This window comes from Ancylobacter oerskovii, from assembly GCF_018390555.1.
Lineage (GTDB): Bacteria > Pseudomonadota > Alphaproteobacteria > Rhizobiales > Xanthobacteraceae > Ancylobacter > Ancylobacter oerskovii.
The window spans coordinates 199,742-220,568 of record NZ_JAHBGB010000041.1 but is presented as its reverse complement, the minus strand read 5'-3'; the positions used below and the strand labels follow the sequence as shown (position 1 = coordinate 220,568).

The following is a 20,827-nucleotide window of genomic DNA, read 5'->3' as shown; positions in this document are numbered from 1 at the left end:
ATAGGCTCCTCGCTATGTCGCCGGCACGTCGCGCCGCCGGGCGAGGCGTGTCCGCAGCCCGTCAAGCGCGAGATAGATCACCGGGGTGGTGTAGAGGGTCAGCAGCTGGCTCACCGCCAACCCGCCGACGATGGCGATGCCGAGCGGCTGGCGCAGCTCCGAGCCGGTGCCGTGGCCGATCACCAGCGGCACGCCGGCCAGCAGCGCGGCGAAGGTGGTCATCAGGATCGGCCGGAAGCGCAGCAGGCACGCCTCGCGGATCGCGTCATGCGCCGGCATCCGCACGCCCCCCTCGCCCCGCTCCCGGGCAATGGCGAAGTCGACGATCATGATGCCGTTCTTCTTCACGATGCCGATCAAGAGGATGACGCCGATCAGCGCGATGATCGAGAAGTCGAAGCCGGACAGCCACAGCATCGCCAGCGCCCCGAGCCCCGCCGAGGGCAGCGTCGAGAGGATGGTCAGCGGGTGGACATAGCTCTCATAGAGCACGCCGAGGATGATGTAGATGACGACGAGCGCCGCCAGCACCAGCGCCGGCTCGCTCGCCAGCGAGGCCTGGAAGGCCTGCGCATTGCCCTGGAAGCTGCCGGTCAGCGTCGCCGGCTTGCCGATCTCGGCCTCCGCCTGGTGGATCGCCGCCACCGCCTCGCCCAGCGCCACGCCGGGCGCGAGGTTGAAGGACAGCGTCACCGAGGGGAATTGCGACTGGTGGTTGATCGACAGGAAGCTCGTCGGCTCGCTGGTCCATTTCGCCAGCACCGAGAGCGGCACCCTGGCGCCGGTCAGCGGCGAGGTCAGGTAGATCCCGTCCAGCGCGTGCGGCGAGTTCTGCAGCGCCGGCTCCAGCTCCAATATGACGTGATAGGAATTCAGCTGGGTGAAGTACTGCGTCACCTGCCGCTGGCCGAAGGCGTCGTAGAGGGTGTTGTCGATATCGGCCGGGCTGATGCCGAGCCGTGACGCCTGGTCGCGGTCGATGGCGAGCGTCAGCGTCGCCCCGCCGGCCTGCTGGTCGCTGGCGAGGCTGTTCAGCTGCGGCAGCGTCCGCAGCTTGGCCAGCATCTTCGGCGCCCATTCGTTGAGCTCGTCGATATTGCCGTCCTGCAGCGTGTACTGGAACTGCGTGCGCGACACCCGGCCGCCGACATTGAGGTCCTGCGCCGCCTGCAGGAACAGCGCCGCGCCCTCCACCTTGGCGAGCCGGGCATTGAGCCGGTCGATGATCTCGAACACCGAGGCCGTGCGCGCGTCGCGCGGCTTCAGCGTGATGAACATGCGGCCATTGTTCACCGTCTGGCCGGCGCCGGCGCCGACCCCCATGCCGACGGTGGCGACATCCGGGTCGGCGGCGACGATCCTGCCGAGCTCCAGCTGGTGCCGGACCATCTGCGAAAAGGAGATGTCCTGCGCCGCCTCCGATACGCCGATGATCAGCCCGGTGTCTTGCAGCGGGAAGAAGCCCTTGGGGATTTCGTAGAACAGCACCCCGGTCGCGGCCACCGCCGCCGCGAACACGGCCAGCGTCGCGCGCCGATGGTCGAGCGCGAGGTCGAGCGTGCGGGCATACCCCGCCAGCAAGGCGTCGAAGCCGCGTTCGGACCACAGATAGAGCCGCCCATGCGCCTGCTCCTTGCCCTTCGGCCGCAGGAACAGCGCGCACAGCATCGGGGTCAGCGTCAGCGACACGAAGGCGGAGATCGCGATGGTGATCGTCACCGTCACCGCGAATTCGCGGAACAGCCGCCCCACCAGCCCGCCCATCAGCAAGAGCGGGATGAACACCGCGATCAGCGACAGGCTGATCGACAATATGGTGAAGCCGATCTCCGCCGAGCCGTCGAGCGCCGCCTCGAGCGGCGTCTTGCCCATCTCCAGGTGCCGCTCGATGTTCTCGAGCATGACGATGGCGTCGTCGACCACGAAGCCCACCGCGATGGACAGCCCCATCAGCGACAGGTTGTCGAGGCTGTAGCCGAGCGCGTACATCGCCGCGAAGGTGCCGATGATGGCGAGCGGCACCGCGATGGACGGGATCACCGTCGCCCACAGGTTGCGCAGGAACACGAAGATCACCGCCACCACCAGCACCACGGTGATGATCAGCGTCTTCTCCACATCCTCCACCGAGGCGCGGATGGTGCCGGTGCGGTCGCTGACGATCGACAGCGTGATTCCGGCGGGCGCGGTGGCCATCAGCCCCGGCAGCTGTGCCTTGATCGCCTCCACCGTGTCGATGACGTTGGCGCCCGGCAGTTTGAACACGGGAATGATGATAGCCGGCTCACCGTTCGACCAAGCGGCCAGCTGGTCGTTCTCCGGCGCGTCGACGGCGGTGCCGATGTCGCGCACCCGCACCGGCGCGCCGTCGCGCCAGGCGAGGATGGCGTCGCGCCATGGCCCGGCCGAGGTCAATTGGTCGTTGTCGAACAGGGTGAAGGTGCGCTGTCGCCCCTGCACCGTGCCCTTGGGATCGTTCACCGTCAGCGAGACGATGGCCTGCCTGATGTCCTCCAGCGACAGGCCGAGATTGGCCAGCTTCGCCGGATCGACCTGGATACGCACCGAAGGCTTCTGCTGGCCGTAGATCAGCACCTGCCCGACGCCGCCGATCTGGCTGACATGCTGCTCCAGCACGTTCTCGGCGAAGTCGTCCACCTGCGTGATCGGCAGCGTCCCGGAGGTCAGCGCCAGCACCAGGATTGGCGGGTCGGCCGGGTTCACCTTGCGATAGGTCGGCGGTGCCGGCAGGTCGGTCGGCAATTGCCCGCCGGCGGCGTTGATCGCCGTCTGCACGTCCTGCGCCGCCGCGTTGATGTCGACGTCGAGATCGAATTGCAGCGTGATCGAGGAATTGCCCAGCGTCGAGATCGAGGTCATCTGCGCCAGGCCCGGAATCTCGCCGAATTGCCGCTCCAGCGGCTGCGTCACGGAGGAGGCGATGATCTCCGGGCTGGCGCCGGGCAATTGGGTGGAGACCGACAGCGTCGGGAAGTCCACCTCCGGCAGCGGCGCCACCGGCAGGCGCGGAAAGGCCACCGCGCCGAGCATCAGCAGCCCCGCCATCAGCAGCGAGGTGCCGATGGGATGGCGGACGAACCAGGAGGAGAGCGAGACCGGGGAGGACGCCATGATCAGCCTCCCGTCCCGGCGGCCGCTTCCGTCACCGCGGTGCCGGGCGCGAGGCGGTACTGGCCATGCACCACTACCGTCTGGCCGGGCTCGATCCCCTTTTCGATCACCGCGATGCCGTCGGCGATCGGCCCCACCGTCACCGGTGCCGTCGTTACGCGGCCATCGGCCCCGACCACGAAGACGAACGCGCCCGCGGGCCCGCGCTGCACCGCATCCGCCGGCACGGTGACGACCCCGGGCAGCGTCTTCACCTGCAGCCGCAGTTCGACGAACTGGCCCGGCCACAGCGCATCGTCGGCATTGGCGAACACCGATTTCACCTGCAGCGTGCCGCTCTGCGGGTCGATCTTGTTGTCGATCAGCTCCACCGTGCCGGTGGCGAGCCATTGCCCGCCCGCCTCCTGCCCGCCCTCCCGCGACATCGCCTGCGCCGGCGTCGCCCCCTTGTCCAGCGCGGCGCGGATCGCCGGCACGTCGGCCTGCGGCAGCGTCGAGATCACCGAGATCGGGTGCAGCTGGTTGAGCACGACGAGGCCGCCCACGTCGCTCGCATGCACGATGTTGCCCTCGTCCACCAGCCGCAGCCCGGCGCGCCCGTCGATGGGCGCGGCGATGCGCGTATAGGAGAGCTGCGTCTGCGCGGTGGAGATCGCCGCCTGGTCCTGGGCGATCTGCGCTTCGAGCTGCTGCACCGCGCTCCGCTGGTTGTCCACCGCCTGCGTGCTGGCGAAGGCGTCCTTGCCGAGCTGCGCGTCGCGGTCGAGGATCAGCCGGGCATTGGCGAGCGAGGCCTCGTCCTGCTGCAGCTTCGCCTGCGCCTCCTGCAGCGCCGCCTCGAAGGTGCGCGGGTCGATCACCGCCAGGAGGTCGCCTTTTCGGACGTCCTGGCCTTCCCTGAACAGCACCTGCTGCAGCTCGCCGTCGACGCGCGAGCGCACGGTCACGGTGTTGAACGGCTCCACCGTGCCGATGCCGGTGAGGAACACCGGCACGTCGCGCCGCCCGGCCCGCGCCGTCTCCACCGGCACCGGCGCCGCGGCCGGCGCGGCGGCGGGCGGGCGGGCCTCGAAGCGGAATATCCCGTAGCCGGCCGCGAGGCCGGCCAGAAGCAGCGACGACAGCACCCATCCGCGGCGGTGGCGCGAGCCCGGCATGTCCGGTCCTCCCTCGACAGCGAAACCAGCTGCCTGCCTGCGCCCGCCCGGAGGCGAATTCTTTCGGGAACGCCGCCGGCTTGCCGTTCCACCGCCCGGTCCACCGCCCCGGGCGAGTGCGGCCCATACCAAGGTATGGGGGCGGCAAACTCTTCATATAGCCGGCCAAACCCACGTAGAATGGAGCGAATTCGCCCCGCGCCTATTCTCTTCCCATCGCCAGCCGATGCCTGGACGCATCCAGAAACGGCGATGGGACATCTTCGTGCGGTCGGGCAATCTCAGGCTCCTTCCTCAACGGGATCCCATCGCGGGGACGCCGGGCTGACGCTCCGCCCTATTCCAGAGGGAGTTCCGGCCATGTCGTTCCACGTTTCCCCGCCTGCCGAAGGCAGCGTCTCTCCTGCCCGCGCCGTCGAGATCCTGTCCGTGCCCTTCGACGCCCCCCGCCCGGTCGCGCCGGTCGCGCCGCCGGCGGCTCCCGACAGCCTGTCCGTCCGTCTCGGCCATATCGACCTCGTCCTCGCCATCTCCGCCGCGAGCGCCTTCCCCGGCACCCTGGCCCCGGTGGTCGAGCCCGCCGCCGCCCGCGACGGCACCCTGCATCTGCGCGTCGCCGGCAGCCACCTGCCCGCCGCGCTGGGCCTCGCCGGCCCGGCGGTCGCCGGCACTGACGATCCGGTCATCCGCCGCCTGTCGCAGGCGCTGGAAGCCGCCGAGCACGGCGCCGACGAATTCGGCGGCGTCTATGCCGATGCGCTGCGCCTCGCCATCGTCACCCGCGCCCTCAGCGTCCGCCCCGGCGATGCGCCGGAGCCCCGCGAGAGAGATCCCGAAACCGCGCCGTCCCCGCGCCGTCCCCGGTCCGGCCTGCCGAAGTGGCGGCTGAAGAAGGCCCTCGCCTATATCGACGACAATCTCGCCGAGAGCGTCACCCTCGCCGGCATGGCCGATGCCGCCGGCCTCAGCCGCATGCATTTCGCCGCCCAGTTCCGCATCGCCACCGGCCTGCGCCCGCACGAATTCCTGCTGCGCCGGCGCATCGAGAAGGCGCAGGCGCTGATGCTGGAGACCCGCGACTCGCTGGTCGCCATCGCGCTCGATGTCGGCTTCCAGACCCAGGCACACTTCACCACCGTGTTCCGCCGCTTCGTCGGCGACACCCCGCACCAGTGGCGCAGCGCCCAGCGCGGCCGCAACTGAACCCCTTCCCCTCCGCCGTCTGACGGGAGCCCGCCATGGGTATCGCGAAATCCATTCGCCCCTATCACAGCCCCGCCGGCGGCTGGGGAGCGCTCAAGGCCATGGGCACCGCGCTCGTGGAACAGGACATCCCGCTATCGGGCATGGAACTGCTGTCGCACATGAACCAGCCGGGCGGCTTCGATTGCCCGGGCTGCGGCTGGGCCGACCCCAAGCACACCTCGCCCTTCGAATATTGCGAGAACGGCGGCAAGGCGGTCGCCTGGGAGGCCACGGCGAAGCGCTGCACGCCGGACTTCTTCGCCGCCCACACCGTGAGCGAACTCGAGCAGATGTCCGATTTCGAGCTCGAGATGGAAGGGCGCCTCACCCACCCGATGCGCTACGATTCCGTCGGCGACAAATACGAGCCGGTGAGCTGGGAGGAGGCCTTCGCCCTCGTCGCCCGCCATCTCGACGCCCTGCCCGATCCGAACATGGCGGAGTTCTACACCTCCGGCCGTGCCTCCAACGAGGCCGCCTTCCTCTACCAGCTGTTCGCCCGCGAGTTCGGCACCAACAATTTCCCCGATTGCTCCAACATGTGCCACGAGGCCACCAGCGTCGGCCTGCCGCAGTCGATCGGCGTCGGCAAGGGCACGGTGCTGCTGGAGGATTTCGAGAAGGCCGACTGCATCTTCATCTTCGGCCAGAACCCCGGCACCAATTCGCCGCGCATGATGACCGACCTGCGCAACGCCTCGCGGCGCGGCGCCACCATCATGTCGTTCAACCCGCTGCCGGAGCGGGCGCTGCAGCGCTTCCAGGCGCCGCAGAACCCGATCGAGATGGCGACGCTCACCTCGACGCCGATCTCCTCCCGCCTGTTCCAGGTGAAGGTCGGCGGCGACGTCGCGGTGATCAAGGGCATGATGAAATGCCTGGTCGAGGCCGATGCCGCCGCCCGGCGCGCCGAGGCCGCCCCGGTGCTCGACTGGGACTTCATCCGCGGCCACACGGTCGGCGTCGAGGCGCTCATCGCCGATCTCGTGGCGACGCAATGGGAGGATATCGAGCGCAAATCGGGGCTGTCCCGCGGTGATATCGAAGCGGCAGCCCGCGCCTATATGAGCGCCGAGCGCACCATCTTCGTCTACGGCATGGGCATCACCCAGCACCGCCACGGCGCGCACAACGTCCAGCAGCTCACCAATCTCGCCCTGCTCAAGGGCAATATCGGCCGCGAGGGCAGCGGCATGTGCCCGGTGCGCGGCCATTCCAACGTGCAGGGCGACCGCACGGTCGGCATCACCGAGATCCCCGGCGACGAGTTGCTGGACCGCATCGAGGCCCGCTTCGGCTTCGCGCCGCCGCGCAAGCACGGCCACAACGTCGTCACCGCGCTGGAAGCCATGCTACGCGGCGAATCCAAGGTGTTCATCGGCCTCGGCGGCAATTTCGCCGCCGCCATCCCGGATTGGGAGGCGACGCAGGCGGCGATGCGCCGGCTCGACCTCACCGTCCACATCGCCACCAAGCTCAACCGCAGCCATCTCGTGCACGGCAAGGACGCGCTGATCCTGCCCTGCCTCGGCCGCACCGAGATCGATCTCCAGGCCACCGGCCCGCAATCGGTCACGGTGGAGGATTCCATGTCGATGGTGCACGCCTCCGCCGGCGTGCGCCCGCCGGCCTCCGAGCATCTGCGCAGCGAGCCGGCCATCATCGCCGGCATGGCCCGCGCCACGCTCGGCGCCCGTTCGAAGGTGGCGTGGGAAAAGCTCGCCGGCGACTACGCGCTGATCCGCGAGGACATCGAGGCGGTGTTCCCGATCTTCGCCGGCTACAATGCCCGCATCAGGGAGCCGGGCGGCTTCCACCTCACCTCGCTGGCCCGCGAGCGCATCTGGGCGACGGCCTCCGGCAAGGCGAATTTCCTCGTCGTCGACGGCCTCTGCGAGGACCTCACCATCCATGACGAGGCGGCGCTGTGGCTCACCTCGGTGCGCAGCCACGACCAGTACAACACCACGCTCTATTCGAATTCGGATCGCTATCGCGGCGTCTACAACCAGCGCGACGTGATCTTCCTCAATGAAGGGGAGATCGCGAAGCGCGGCCTGAAGGCCGACGACCGCGTCGACATCGTCACCGTGGCGACCGATGGCGTGGAGCGTGCCGTGCGCGGCTTCCGCGTGGTGCCCTATGCGTTCCCGGATGGCGGCTGCGCCGCCTACTACCCGGAGATGAATCCCCTGGTGCCGCTCTATGCGCATGATCCGCAGAGCTTCACCCCGTCCTACAAGGGCGTGCCGGTCCGCCTGGTGAAGTCCGCCCTGCAGGGAGCGCGCTGAGGATGGACGCCGTCGAGCTCGCCCGGGCGCAATTCGCCTTCACCATCGGCTTCCACATCCTGTGGCCGACGCTGTCCATCGGCCTCGCCTGGTTCTGCACCCTGCTCAGCTTCCTGTGGTGGCGCACCGGCAAGCCCGTCTATCACGACCTGCTGCGCTTCTGGATGCGCCTCTTCGCCCTCAGCTTCGGCATGGGCGTCATCACCGGCATCGTGCTCAGCTACGAGATCGGCACCAACTGGGCCGGCTTCTCCCGCTCGGTGTCGAACGTGCTCGGCCCGATGTTCATGTACGAGACGCTCACCGCCTTCTTCCTGGAGGCGGGCTTCATCGGCATCATGCTGTTCGGCGAAGGGCGGGTGTCGAAGGGCATGCACCTGTTTTCCTGCCTGATGGTCTCCTCCGGCGCGCTGTTCAGCGCCACCTGGATCATCGCCGCCAATAGCTGGATGCAGACCCCGGCCGGGGCGGTGGCGGATGCCGACGGCATCTTCCATGTCACCGATTGGTGGCAGGCGATCTTCACCGCCTCCTTCCCCTATCGCCTCGCCCATATGGTCTGCGCCAGCTTCCTCACCGGCGCCTTCGTGGTGGCGGGCGTCTCGGCCTTCCACATCTGGCGGCGCCAGCACCTCGTCGCCTCGCGCGCCGCCTTCTCGATGGCGATGTGGCTGGCACTCGTCCTCGCGCCCACCCAGATCGCGCTGGGGGACCTGCACGGCCGCAACACGCTGGAGCACCAGCCGGTGAAGCTCGCCGCCATGGAGGGCCTGTGGGACACCACCAGGGGTCCGGCGATGACCGTCATCGCCTGGCCGGACATGGCCGAGCAGAAGAACCTCTACGCCCTCGACATCCCCCACCTCGCCAGCCTCTACCTCACCCATAGCTGGGACGGCGAGGTCGCGGGCCTGAAGACGGTGCCGCCGGCCGACCAGCCGAACGTGCCGGTGGTGTTCTTCGCCTTCCGCATCATGGTGGGCATCGGCCTCGCCTTGCTGGCCACCGCCGTCACCGGCCTGGTGCTGCGGCTGCGTGGGCGCCTCTTCCACGCCCGCTGGTTCCATCTCCTCGCCATGGGCACCACCCCGCTCGGCTTCCTCGGCGTGCTCGCCGGCTGGACGGTGACGGAAGCGGGCCGCCAGCCCTGGATCATCTATGGCCACCTGCGCACCGCCGAGGCGGTGGCCCCCGTCACCGCCGGGGCGGTGACCACCAGCCTCCTCATCTTCTTCGCCGTCTACAACCTGCTGCTGCTGAGCTTCCTCTGGTTCGCCGGCCGCACCGCGCTGAAGGGACCGGCCGATACCTCGCTGCCCACCCGCGAGCGTCCCGGCCTCGATCGCACCAATGTCGGCCTGTCGGCCGCATCGGCCACCGCATCGGCCTCCTTTTCATCCTCGTCGCCGGCCGCCGGCACCCTCGAGCAGGCGGGAGCCTGACCCATGATCGAGCTCATGCAGGGCCCCCACGTCCCGCTCGTCTTCGCCGCCGTCGCCGCCTTCTGCGTCACCGTCTACGTGCTGGCCGACGGCCTCGATCTCGGGGTCGGCATCCTCTTCCTCGCCGCCCCCCGCGACGCCGACCGCGACGCGATGATGGCCTCCATCGAGCCGGTGTGGGACGCCAACGAAACCTGGCTGGTGATGGGCGGCACGCTACTCATCGCCGCCTTCCCCGCCGGCTACTACGTTCTTCTGCCTGCGTTTTATCTGCCGATCATGTTCATGCTGTTCGCGCTGATCTTCCGCGGCATCGCCTTCGAGTTCCGCCTGCAGGCGACGCGATTCCGCTTCCTGTGGGACATCGCCTTCTTCGCCGGCTCCCTCCTCGCCACCCTTTGCCAGGGCCTGATTCTCGGCGGCCTGATCGGTGGCGTCCCGATGCAGGACGGCATGTTCTCCGGCGGTCCGTTCAGCTTCTTCTCGCTTCTCGGCCTGTTGTGCGGCGTCGGCCTCGTCGGCGGCTACGCGCTGATCGGCGCCGGCTGGCTCATCTGGAAAACCGTTGGCGCCACTCAGGTTTTCGCCCGCGAGATCGCCCATGCCGCGCTGATCCTCACCGCCGTCATGATGGCGCTGGTCAGCCTGTGGAGCGCGATCACGGTGCCCGAGGTGGCGGCCCGCTGGTTCGCCTTGCCGAACCTGCTCATGCTGGCGCCGGTGCCGCTCGCCACGCTGGCGATCCTCGCGGCCATCTGGCGCGGCATCTGGGACGGCGCCGAGCCGCGCACCTTCGTGCTGTCGCTGGTTGTATTCGCCCTCGGCCTCGTCGGCCTGGTCGTGAGCCTCTGGCCTTACGTGGTACCGCGCCACGTCACTGTCTGGGACGGCGCGGCCGATCCGCAAACCCTTGCGTTCATTGCCGTCGGGCTGGCGATCATCCTTCCGGTGGTGCTCGCCTATCAGGCCCATGCCTATTGGGTGTTCCGCGGCAAGGCCGCTCCTCATGCCGGCTATGGCGGCGAGACCGCCCCTCACGGCGGCTATGGCGGCAGGGCCGCTCCTCACGGCGGCCATGGCGGCAAGGCCGTTCCTCACGGCGGCTATGGCGGCGAGGCCGCCGGGAGTGCACATCCATGAATCCCGCTCTCGCGCTCGTCCCCATCCTCGCTGGACTGATCGTACTGTTCGTCGGCGCCACCCTCTTCGCCCAGCGCCCAACCCCGGCCCCTCTGGTGATCGGCGCCTGCCTCCTGCTCGACGTCGCGCTCATCGGCACCGGGCTGGCGCTGCTTCCCCTGGCGCTGCCGCTGACCGGTTTCTGAGGCGGAGCTAGATCAGCCGCAGGCCCTTGAGGCTGGCATGGCCGTCCTTGCCGACGATGATGTGATCGTGCACCTCGATGCCCATCGGCTTGGCGACATCGATGATGGTGCGCGTCATCTGGATGTCGGCGCTCGATGGGGTGGGATCCCCGCTCGGGTGGTTGTGCACGAGGATGATGGCGCTCGCCGACACTTCCAGCGCCCGCTTCACCACCTCGCGCGGATAGACCGGCGTATGGTCCACCGTGCCGCTCTGCTGCACTTCGTCGAGGATCAGCTGGTTGCGCTTGTCGAGAAACAGCACCCGGAACTGCTCGCGATCGACATAGGCCATCGAGGCGCGACAATGGGCGATCACCGCGCTCCAGGAGGAAAGCACCGGGCGGGCGCGCATCTGCGCCGCAGTCACCCGCTCCACCGCGGCGCCGATCAGCTTGAACTCGGTGATGATCGCCTCGCCGACGCCCTTCACCTCGCGCAGCCTTGCGGGGGGCGCGGCGATCGCCTCGGCGAAGGAGCCGAAGCGCTCCACCAGCTTCTTGGCGAGCGGCTTCACGTCGGCACGCGGCACGGCGCGGAACAGGACCAGCTCGAGGAGCTCATAGTCCGGCAGCGCCGCGGCCCCGCCGGTGCGAAAGCGTTCGCGCAGCCGTTCGCGATGGCCGGTGAAGTGAGGGGCCGCCTCCGCCAGCCCGGCCCGTTCCCCGTGGGGATTGTCCGGCAACAGGGGCTCGGTCGTCGGCATCTCCTGAAGCCCCGGCTTCGGATTCATCCGCCGCCCCGGCCCGGTCAGCCGCCGAAGATCGGCTTGTGATAGCCCTTCGGCGACAGGGTGAAGATTTCCACCCCGGTCTCGGTGACACCCACCGAATGCTCGAACTGGGCCGACAGCGCGCGGTCGCGCGTCACCGCCGTCCAGCCATCCGAGAGCACCTTCACATGCGGCCGGCCGAGATTGATCATCGGCTCGACGGTGAAGATCATGCCCGGCAGCAGTTCCGGCCCCTCTCCCCGGCGACCGACATGCACGATGTTCGGCTCGTCATGGAAAAGCTGGCCGACGCCATGGCCGCAGAAGTCGCGCACCACGCTCATATGCAGCGGTTCGACATAGTCCTGGATCGCCGCGCCGATGTCACCGACATGCCCGCCCGGCTTGATGGCCTCGATACCGCGCATCATCGATTCATAGGTCACTTCGAGCAATCGCTCAGCCCGGCGGGGAATTTCGCCGACCGGGTACATGCGGCTGGAATCGCCGTACCAGCCGTCATAGATCAGCGTGACGTCGACATTGACGATGTCGCCCTCGCGCAGCGGCTTCTCGTTGGGAATGCCGTGGCAGACGACATGGTTGATCGAGGTGCAGGTCGACTTGCGATAGCCGCGATACATCAGCGTCGCCGGCATGGCGCCATTGTCCATGGCGAATTCGAAGACGAGATTGTCGATCGCCTCGGTGCTCACCCCCGGTGCGACCATCTCGTGCACGAGGTCGAGCGCCTCGGCGGCCAGCCGCCCGGCCCGGCGCATGCCCTCGAAGCCTTCCGGCCCATGCAGGCGGATCTGGCCGGTCTTCCTCAACGGCGCGGCGGCCGCTTCCACATAGCTCATCGCAGGCAAGTCCAGATTCGTCGCCGTTTTCATACGGCTGTCCATCACCGGCGAATGTAAGCGATCCGGCGCCGCGTGCAAGGAAACAAGGAGGTGAGGCAGGCTCGATCCGGCGAGGAATAGCTCAGCCGAGCGTCTTCGCCATATGGACCAGACGCCGGTCGGGCATCTGCTCCACCCGCTCGATCGAGTAGCCCTTGCGACGATACCAGTTGATGTTGGCGGCGAGCGGCTCGCCGGTATAGAGGCGCACGACGCCGTGCCCCAGCGCCCGCGCCCGCGCCTCGGCGGCGGCGAGCAGCCTGTTGCCGAGCCCGCTCCCCTGCGTCATCGGCGCGATGGCGAGGCTGTCGATGAGGAAATCATCCGTCCGCGGTTCGAGAATCAGCACGGCGGCCAGGGCGTCGTCGCCGTCGACCACCCACACTTCGCGCTCGCGGAACACCTGACGGTAATCCCACAGCAGCGGCACCGGCTCGACGCCGAGCAGGATGCGGTTCTTGGCATAGGCGCGCCGCTGCACCTCCTCCACCGCCTCGATGTCGGCGAGGCCGGCGCGGCGCAGCACCGTGCCGCCCGCCTCCAGGGCCTCGCGATTGAGGACCCCGAGCGGGACGCGCTGCCGGCCGGCGGCGTTGAAATTCTCCGGCGCCAGCCAATGGTCGAAGGCATGGGCGCGCTGCGGCCATGACGCGTCCAGCATGGCGAACCAGGCGGTGTCGCGGTTGCGGCCCTTCACGATCATATGCTGGTGGAAGATGCCCTCGAACGAAAAGCCGTAGCGCAGCGCCGCGCGGCGCGAGGGTGCGTTCAGCGCGTTGCACTTCCACTCGTAGCGGCGATAGCCGAGCTCGTCGAAGACATAGCGCGCCATCAGCGCCATCGCCTCGGTGCCGCCCGGGGTACGCATCAGCGCCGGCGTGTAGAGGATGTTGCCGACCTCGATCACCCGGTTGGCGGGATCGATGCGCATCAGGGTGGCGTGCCCCACCGCCTCGCCGCTCGCCTTGTCGATGATGGCGTAGAGCAGCGGATCGTCCTTCTGCGCCGCCGCGGCGTAGTAGGCCTCGAAGCTTTCGAAGCTCTCGAAGGGCGGCGGGAAGAGATAGGCCCACAGCACCTCCTTCTCCGGCCCGTGCGAGCGCTCGTAGAGCGAGCGGGCATGGCGGGCGACGTCGAACGGCACGACATCAACATGCCGGCCGGTGAGCGTTACCCGCTCCGGCCGCGGCGCTGGCTTCACATCGACAAACCCGCCGAGCGGCAGGTCGGAGGCTTCACGGCTCATCGGAGTTCCTGCGGCCGACGCCATGGCGCGGCAAGAGAGCTGCGGAGGGCGCACTTGAACGACCCATCGTTCATGTGACACCAATGCCGAAACAACAAGAACTTTACAGCCGAGACGCTCGAAAACGCCACCAACGCAGATTGATCCCGTGACATCCCCCTTCTCATCCATCCGCCCCGTGTCGGCCTTCGATCGCATCGGCGAGGAGAACGCCTTCGCGGTGCTCGCCCGCGCCGCCGCGCTCGCCGCGCAGGGCCGCGACATCGTCAATCTCGGCATCGGCCAGCCGGATTTCCGTACGCCCGACCATATCGTGGAAGCGGCGATCAAGGCGTTGCGCGACGGCGAGCACGGCTACACGCCCTCCATCGGCATCGCGCCGCTGCGCGAGGCGGTGGCCGCCGACATCCATCGCCGCCACGGGACGCAGATCGATCCCGGCCGGGTGGTCATCGTGCCCGGCGGCAAGGTGACGATGTTCGCCGCCATATTGATGCTGGGCGAGCCGGGGGCGGAAATCCTCTATCCCGATCCCGGCTTCCCGATCTACCGCTCCATGATCGAGTTCACCGGCGCCACCCCGGTGCCGGTGCCGATCCGCGAGGAGAACGGCTTCGCCTTCTCGGCGGAGGAGACGCTGGCGCTGATCACGCCGCGCACCCGCCTGCTCATTCTCAACTCGCCGGCCAACCCCACCGGCGGCGTCACCCCGAAGGCGGAGATCGACGCGCTGGTCGAAGGTCTGGCGCGCCACCCGCATGTCGCCATCCTCTCCGACGAGATCTACGACCAGTTCCTGTTCGATGGCGAGGAGCACACCACCCTGCTCGCCTATCCCGAGATCCGCGACCGGCTGATCCTGCTCAACGGCTGGTCGAAGACCTATGCGATGACCGGCTGGCGCATGGGCTGGGCGCTGTGGCCGCCGGCCCTGTTCGAGGCGGTGCGCAAGCTCAGCGTCAATGCCTGGTCCTGCGTCAATGCCCCGGCGCAGTTCGGCGCGCTCGCGGCACTGACCGGCCCGCAGGACTGCGTGAGCGCGATGGTCGCCGAGTTCGACGCCCGCCGCCGGCTGGTGGTCGACGGGCTGAACGCCCTGCCGGGCGTCTCCTGCGCCACGCCCAAGGGCGCCTTCTATGCCTTCCCCAACGTCTCCGGCACCGGCTGGGCCTCGGCAAAGGCGCTGGCCAACGCCCTGCTGGAAACCGCCGGCGTCGCCACCATTGGCGGGCCAGATTTCGGCGTGCATGGCGAGGGCTATATCCGTCTTTCCTACGCCAACTCGGCGGAGAATATCCGCCGGGCGCTGGAGCGCATGGGCGATTTCCTCGCCTCGGCCCGCCCCGGCTGACGCGCGGGCTGCCGGCGCTTCCCGGGCCTCCATGCGCCTTTCATCCGGCGCCGCGGGTTGCCGCGGCCGCCGAATGAGGCGAACCTGCGCGCGAATCGAAGGGGCCGGCATGGCGCCCGCAGCAGCAGGAGGAGCCTGATGGCGAAGGTTGTGTCGATCGGCGAGGTGATGGTCGAGTTCTCGCGCGGCGCGGATGCCCGCTATGGCCTCGGCATCGGCGGCGACACGTTCAACACCGCCGTCTACCTCGCCCGTGCCGGCGTCGAGGTGGCCTATGCCACCGCGCTCGGCGACGATCGCTATTCCGAGCAGATCGTCGCCGCCGCCGAGGCGGAGAATATCGACACCGGCCAGATCCTGCGCGCGCCCGGCCGCATGCCGGGCCTCTATGTGATCGACACCGACACCTTCGGCGAGCGCACCTTCAGCTACTGGCGCGACAACGCCCCGGCGCGCGAGCTGTTCGAGCTGCCCGGCTGGGAGCGCGTCGCCGAGGCCATCATGGAGGCGCAGGTGGTGTATCTTTCCGGCATCACCCTCTCCATCTACTCCAATACCGGGCTCGGGCGGCTGCTGGCGACGCTGGAATTCGCCCGCGAGCGCGGCGCCAAGGTGGTGTTCGACGGCAATTACCGCCCGCGCAACTGGCGCGGCGACGTCGCCCGCGCCCGCACGGTCTATGCCCAGGCGCTGAAGCGTTCCACCCTCGCCCTTCCCACCTTCGAGGACGAGGCGATGCTGTGGAACGACGGCTCGCCGGCCGCCACCGCCGAGCGGCTCGCCACCTTCGGCGTCGGCGAGATCGTGGTGAAGAACGGTGCCGAGGGAGCGCTGGTGGTGTCCGGCGGCAATTCCCAGCTGGTTGCCATTCCCGAGCCGGTCACTCCCGTCGACACCACGGCCGCCGGCGACAGCTTCAACGCCGCCTATCTCGCCGCCCGCCTCGAGGGCAAGCCGCCGACCGTCGCGGCCGAAGCCGGCCATGCGCTTGCCGGCCGCGTGATCCAGCATCGCGGCGCCATCCTGCCGCGCACCGCCCACGCCTGACGCCCGGCATGTGACGCGACGATCCGAGACGGTTCAGGGCGCAAGCCCGTCACATGACGGCGCCAGGCTTGCGACTGCTCCTGCGAACCAGTTGCAAACCCTTGTCATGGCTTGATTTTCGCTTGCTGACTGTCTAATCGGACGACCCCGGCGCGCAGGCGTCATCGGAGTGGAATGGGCGGATGGAACAGTCCTTGCGGCTGGCGGCCGGCAGCGTGGTCGTCAGCGTCGTGGTGCTCGGCCTGAAATATCTCGCCTATCGGCTGACCGGCAGCATCGCGCTCTACTCCGACGCGCTGGAAAGCCTGGTCAATGTCAGCACCGCCATCGCCGCGCTGATCGCGCTGAAGGTCAGCGCCCGGCCGGCCGATGCCGCGCATCCCTATGGCTATGCCAAGGCCGAGTATTTCTCGGCCGTCATCGTCGGCGTGCTCATCGTGGTCGCTGCGCTGTCGATCTTCCGCGAGGTCTATTTCGCCTGGCAGGAACCGCATGCGCTGGATCCGTCGCCGAGCGGCCTCGGCGCCAACGCCCTTGCCGGCGTCCTCAACGCGGCATGGTGCTGGGTGCTGATCCGGCAGGGGCGCCGACTGCGTTCGCCGGCGCTGGTGGCCGACGGCAAGCACCTGCTGACCGACGTGGTGTCCTCCGGGGCCGTGCTGGCCGGCATCGCGCTGGCCATGGTCAGCGGCTATGAGAAGGCCGACCTCGTGCTCGCCGCCCTGGTGGCGGTGAACATCCTGTGGTCCGGCTACGGCGTGCTGAAGGAGAGCATCGGCGGGCTGATGGACCAGGCGGTGCCGAGCGACATCCTGGCGCGCATCCGCATGCGCATCGCCGAGGAGGCGGTCGGCGCCATCGAGGCGCATGACCTGCGCACCCGCCAGGCCGGCCGGCTGACCTTCGTCGATTTCCATCTGGTGGTGCCCGGCGAGATGCCGGTGAGCGAGGCGCACGCCATCTGCGACCGCATCGAGGAGGCGTTGCGCCGCGACGTGCACGACCTCTTCGTCAACATCCATGTCGAGCCGGAGGCCAAGGCCAAGCATGCCGGCATCCCGGTGCTTTGACCCGGCCTCCCCTGCCCCTGCTCAGCGCCCCGCCTTCAGCGCCCCGAGCAGTTCCGGCGTCGGATAGGCATCGGCCGGCAGGCCGAGCCGCTGCTGCTCCACCTTCACCGCCTGCCGCGTCGAGGCGCCGACGATGCCGTCGACCCGTCCGACATGATGGCCGCGCGCATTGAGCAGCCGCTGCAGCTCCACAATCTGGCCCTGCGACAGCACCGGTATAGCCTTGCCCTGCCCGCGATTGAAGGCCGGCGCGCCGGCGACGCGGGTGGCGAGATAGGCGGCCGAGGTGGCGTAGGTGAGCGAGTTGTTCCACTCGGTGAAGACGTCGAAATTGGGATAGGCGAGGAAGGCCGGCCCCAGCCGCCCCATCGGCAGCAGCACCGAGGCCTGAAGGTTGTCCGACGGCAGCGCCGAGCCATTCGCCCGCGTGACGCCGAAGCGCGCCCATTGCGCCCGCGACAGCTTGGTCGACAGGTCGGTCTGCTCCCACGGCAGGTTGGAGGGCACGCGCACCTCCTCCAGCCAGGGCTGGCCACGCTGCCAGCCCAGCGACTTGATGTAGTTCGCCGCCGAAGCCAGCGCGTCCGGCGTCGAGCGGATCAGGTCGACCCGGCCGTCGCCGTCGAAATCCACGCCATAGTTGAAATAATGGTCGGGCAGGAACTGGAACTGCCCGAGCTCGCCCGCCCAGGGGCCGCGCATGGTCTGCGGCGTCAGATCGCCACGGTCGATGATCTTGAGCGCCGAGAGCAGCTGGGTGCGGAACATGTCGGCGCGCCGGCAGTCCCAGGCCAGCGTCGCGATGGAGCGCAGGCTCGGCTTGTCTCCCATGAAGGCGCCGAAATCGGTCTCCAGCCCCCAGAACGCCACCAGCACCGCGCCCGGCACCCCGAATTGCTGCTCGATGCGGTTGAACAGCGCCTGATTCTTCTGGATCAGCGCCCGCCCCTGCTGGATGCGATAATTGGCGACCATGCGATCGGAGAACTGGAAGAAGCTCTGCGCGAACACCTTCTGCCCACGATCGGTGCCGACGATGTTGGCGTCGTAGGTGATGCCGTTCAGCGCCGCCGCCACCGTACGCGGCGAGACGCCTTGCGCCACCGCCTGCTGCCTGAAGCCGGCCAGCCACTGGTCGAAACCCGCGCCGTTATTGCCGCAACTGGCCTGCGCGAAGGCCGCGCCGGGAAACGCCGCGAGTGCCGTCGCGAGCAGGGCGGCGGAAAGACGGTTCGACGGACGGCGCGGATGGGCGGAGCGACGCATGGAAGCCTCTTCGGTGCGGGCGGACGGTGCAAGGACGAATCGGAAATCAGCAGGGGGCAGCGGCGGCGCGGCGAGGCAACATACATGCGCGCCCCGTCATTGACAGCATCCCTCGCCTTCCCCCGACCGAGCCGCATCCGAGGCATGGCACGGGCAGGCATGCGGAGCCGGCACGGCGGTTGACCCGGCAGGGACGCCGTCGGAGAAGGGATGGACCGCTCCCACCGGAGGTGAGGCTTCATCGTGACGACCGTCCGCCCCGTGGCCGCCGTGCTCGCCGTCGTCGTCCGCGACGAGAAAATCCTCCTTGTGCGCCGCGCCAATCCGCCCGACCAGGGCCGCTGGGGCTATCCGGGCGGGCGTATCGAATGGGGCGAGCCGTTCCGCGAGGCGGCGCTGCGCGAGCTCATGGAGGAAACCGGCATCGCGGCCGATTCGCCGGAACTCATCGACGTGCTCGATTTCATCGAGGACGACGCAGCGGGTGCCCTCGCGCACCATTTCGCGATGATCGCGGTCGGCTGTCGCTGGCAGTCCGGCGAAGGCGAAGCCGCCGACGACGCGCTGGAGACCGGCTGGTTCAGCCTTGCCGACGTGATGGCGATGGGTCGCGCCGCCAGCGACAAGGTCGAGGTCATCGCCCGGCGTGCCCTCCGCCTGCCGCCGGCGGGCTGAGACGCCCGCAAACGAAAAGGGCCTCCCGAAGGAGGCCCTGCCGTCGCGTGGTAGGCGGCGCGGGATTGCCGAGGCGCTCCCGCGCCGGAGTTAGGATCAGGCGTGCGCCGACGCGGTGCCCGAGGTCACCACCGGACCGGTGGTGGACTTGGCGACGTGGTTCGCCAGCGTCTTCGGCAGCAGGGTCACCGCGAGGAAGGCGGCGAACAGGTCCATGGCGGCCACGGTGTAGAGCACGCTCGACCAGGTGCCGGTGGCTTCCATCAGGATGTTGCCGATCGGCACGAACAGGGCGCCGATGCCCTTGGCGCAATAGAGCACGCCGTAGATCTTGCCGATGTGCTTGGTGCCGAAGGCGTCGCCGGCCAGCGCCGAGAACAGGGAGTAGACTTCGCCCCAGGCCAGGAACACCACGCCGGACAGGATCAGGAACGCCCACGGATTGTGGCCGAAATAGCCGAGCGCGATGATGCCGATGCCTTCGAGGGAGAAGGCGATCACCATGGTCTTCTCACGGCCGATATGGTCGGAGATCCAGCCGAACAGCGGACGCGAGATGCCGTTCATGATGCGGTCGAGCATCAGGGCGAGCGGCAGGGCGGCCATGGTGAAGAAGTACAGGTTGACCTTGAACTCCTTCACGCCGAGGTCCTGCGCGATGACGCCGAGCTGGGCCACCGCCATCATGCCGCCGGTGACGACGCAGGTGAACATGAGGAGCATCAGCCAGAACAGCTTGGTGTTCAGCGCTTCCTTCAGCGTGTAGTCGCGACGGCTCTGGGACAGCTTCTCGGACGCCTTGACCTGGCCGGCCTTCGGCGACTGGAGGAACCAGGCCGCGACGAAGGCGAGACCGCCCTGCAGCAGGCCGAAGAAGAAGAAGGTTTCCTGGAAGCCGGCGCTCTCGATCATCGAGGCGATCGGCAGGATGGTGGCGGCCGAGCCGGCGCCGAAGCCGCCCGCCGTGAGGCCGACCGCGAGACCGCGGCGATCCGGGAACCACTTCAGCGCGTTGTTGATGCAGGTGGCGTAGATGCAGCCCACACCGATGCCGCCGACCGCCGCGCCGACATAGAAGCCGGTCAGGCTAACCGCCTGCGAGTTGAGCACCCAGGCGGTGCCGATCATGATCGCGCCGAAGGCGACCATCACGCGCGGGCCGAACTTGTCGATGAAGTAGCCTTCGATCGGCGCCAGCCAGGTCTGCACCAGCACGAAGATGGTGAAGGCGATCTGGATCGAGGCGCGTTCCCAGCCGAAGGTCTTCTGGATTTCGGGAACGAACAGGGTCCAGGCGTACTGGATGTTGGCGGTCGCCACCATGCAGACGATGCCGACGATCAGCTGGAGCCAGCGCCTGCCTTCGGAAAAATCCTGACCCGGCCCGAGGGCCGCAGTGGTTGGGGTAGCCATCAAATTCTCCTTGAACGATTTCTTCCGCTTCGGGTGCCGGCAGGCGCCGGCTTTGTGTTTTTGGACGCCCCGGACGGCCGGGACGACGAGCTGAACCTCTGTCCGCCGGGCACGCACGCCCGGGAAAGGGCGGCGACCGTCGGGCACCGATGCATTTCAGGATGAGACGAGATGTCGGAGAGAAGCCTGCCTTACCTGCGCGACGAGCGACGACGCGCGGTCGGCACCGAACCGTGGGGCTCCATTGCCGTGAACATGCCCATCGGACGTTCTCCTCTCCCAAACCAACTCGCCGTTGACCGGCTTTTGCGGTCGCTCCGTCTCGACAACGGGCGCCGGCTCTTCTGCTTGGCCGCGAGCGGGCTCTTCGCTCCTCCCGCGGCATCGCCTCGCGGCGAATGATCTTCGATCGCGCCCCTGCCAGGGCAGCCGGGCGCACTCGCCACGGGCTTACGCAAGGTATCGGACACGCCCGATTGGAGGCATATCCTAATCCACAATATTATGTATG

16 protein-coding genes are annotated in these 20,827 nt (G+C 68.5%); 9 read left to right on the top strand and 7 right to left on the bottom strand.

What is annotated here, in order from left to right; all coding sequences use genetic code 11:
• Positions 1–12: 12 nt before the first annotated feature.
• Together KHC19_RS19650 and KHC19_RS19645 are read right to left on the bottom strand one after the other, a co-directional pair.
• Positions 13–3,132 (bottom strand): efflux RND transporter permease subunit, encoded by a 3,120-nt coding sequence (locus KHC19_RS19650; RefSeq protein ID WP_213354641.1) that lies wholly within the window; start codon positions 3,130–3,132, stop codon positions 13–15.
• A gap of 2 nt (positions 3,133–3,134) precedes the next feature.
• Complete coding sequence (locus KHC19_RS19645) at positions 3,135–4,289, bottom strand: efflux RND transporter periplasmic adaptor subunit (RefSeq protein ID WP_213354640.1); 1,155 nt, start codon at positions 4,287–4,289, stop codon at positions 3,135–3,137.
• 360 nt (positions 4,290–4,649) lie between these two features.
• Between KHC19_RS19645 and KHC19_RS19640 the strand changes: the two genes are divergently transcribed.
• The 5 genes from KHC19_RS19640 to KHC19_RS19620 are packed head-to-tail and all read left to right on the top strand — an operon-like array spanning position 4,650 to position 10,592.
• Positions 4,650–5,492, top strand: a complete 843-nt coding sequence (locus KHC19_RS19640) for a helix-turn-helix domain-containing protein (protein ID WP_213354638.1) — start codon at positions 4,650–4,652, stop codon at positions 5,490–5,492.
• Between the two features lie 35 nt (positions 5,493–5,527).
• On the top strand, positions 5,528–7,825 hold the full coding sequence (locus KHC19_RS19635) for an FdhF/YdeP family oxidoreductase (RefSeq protein ID WP_213354636.1): 2,298 nt from the start codon (positions 5,528–5,530) through the stop codon (positions 7,823–7,825).
• A 2-nt stretch (positions 7,826–7,827) separates the two neighbouring features.
• Entirely contained in the window at positions 7,828–9,267 is a 1,440-nt protein-coding gene (locus KHC19_RS19630; RefSeq protein WP_213354634.1) for a cytochrome ubiquinol oxidase subunit I, read from the top strand.
• Positions 9,268–9,270: 3 nt separating this feature from the next.
• Positions 9,271–10,407, top strand: coding sequence for a cytochrome d ubiquinol oxidase subunit II (gene cydB / locus KHC19_RS19625; RefSeq protein ID WP_213354632.1), 1,137 nt, complete (start codon positions 9,271–9,273; stop codon positions 10,405–10,407).
• Complete coding sequence (locus KHC19_RS19620; protein WP_213354630.1) at positions 10,404–10,592, top strand: hypothetical protein; 189 nt, start codon at positions 10,404–10,406, stop codon at positions 10,590–10,592. The genes cydB and KHC19_RS19620 overlap by 4 nt, the downstream gene beginning before the upstream one ends.
• 7 nt (positions 10,593–10,599) lie before the next feature.
• Here KHC19_RS19620 and radC read toward each other — a convergent pair whose 3' ends face one another.
• The 3 genes from radC to KHC19_RS19605 form a co-directional block, all read right to left on the bottom strand.
• Positions 10,600–11,337, bottom strand: coding sequence for a RadC family protein (gene radC / locus KHC19_RS19615; RefSeq protein ID WP_213354629.1), 738 nt, complete (start codon positions 11,335–11,337; stop codon positions 10,600–10,602).
• Positions 11,338–11,381: 44 nt separating this feature from the next.
• Positions 11,382–12,206 carry a type I methionyl aminopeptidase gene (map, locus tag KHC19_RS19610; protein WP_213354627.1) on the bottom strand — a complete coding sequence of 275 codons (825 nt, stop codon included), beginning with the start codon at positions 12,204–12,206 and terminating at the stop codon, positions 11,382–11,384.
• 124 nt (positions 12,207–12,330) lie between these two features.
• Positions 12,331–13,494 (bottom strand): GNAT family N-acetyltransferase, encoded by a 1,164-nt coding sequence (locus tag KHC19_RS19605; RefSeq protein WP_213354620.1) that lies wholly within the window; start codon positions 13,492–13,494, stop codon positions 12,331–12,333.
• Positions 13,495–13,663: 169 nt separating this feature from the next.
• On the opposite strand from KHC19_RS19605, the gene KHC19_RS19600 reads away from it, so the two are divergent.
• The 3 genes from KHC19_RS19600 (at position 13,664) to KHC19_RS19590 (ending at position 16,962) form a co-directional block, all read left to right on the top strand.
• Entirely contained in the window at positions 13,664–14,845 is a 1,182-nt protein-coding gene (locus KHC19_RS19600; RefSeq protein WP_213355157.1) for a pyridoxal phosphate-dependent aminotransferase, read from the top strand.
• A gap of 138 nt (positions 14,846–14,983) precedes the next feature.
• Entirely contained in the window at positions 14,984–15,892 is a 909-nt protein-coding gene (locus tag KHC19_RS19595; RefSeq protein ID WP_213354618.1) for a sugar kinase, read from the top strand.
• Between the two features lie 182 nt (positions 15,893–16,074).
• Complete coding sequence (locus KHC19_RS19590) at positions 16,075–16,962, top strand: cation diffusion facilitator family transporter (RefSeq protein ID WP_213354616.1); 888 nt, start codon at positions 16,075–16,077, stop codon at positions 16,960–16,962.
• A gap of 21 nt (positions 16,963–16,983) precedes the next feature.
• On the opposite strand, the gene KHC19_RS19585 is transcribed toward KHC19_RS19590, so the two are convergent.
• Positions 16,984–18,228, bottom strand: a complete 1,245-nt coding sequence (locus KHC19_RS19585; RefSeq protein WP_213354609.1) for a lytic murein transglycosylase — start codon at positions 18,226–18,228, stop codon at positions 16,984–16,986.
• A 243-nt stretch (positions 18,229–18,471) separates the two neighbouring features.
• Between KHC19_RS19585 and KHC19_RS19580 the strand changes: the two genes are divergently transcribed.
• Positions 18,472–18,903 carry an NUDIX hydrolase gene (locus tag KHC19_RS19580; protein WP_213354607.1) on the top strand — a complete coding sequence of 144 codons (432 nt, stop codon included), beginning with the start codon at positions 18,472–18,474 and terminating at the stop codon, positions 18,901–18,903.
• Positions 18,904–18,999: 96 nt separating this feature from the next.
• Here the strand turns inward: KHC19_RS19580 and oxlT are convergent, their stop codons facing one another.
• Positions 19,000–20,316 (bottom strand): oxalate/formate MFS antiporter, encoded by a 1,317-nt coding sequence (oxlT, locus tag KHC19_RS19575; RefSeq protein ID WP_213354605.1) that lies wholly within the window; start codon positions 20,314–20,316, stop codon positions 19,000–19,002.
• Between the last annotated feature and the right edge of the window lie 511 nt (positions 20,317–20,827).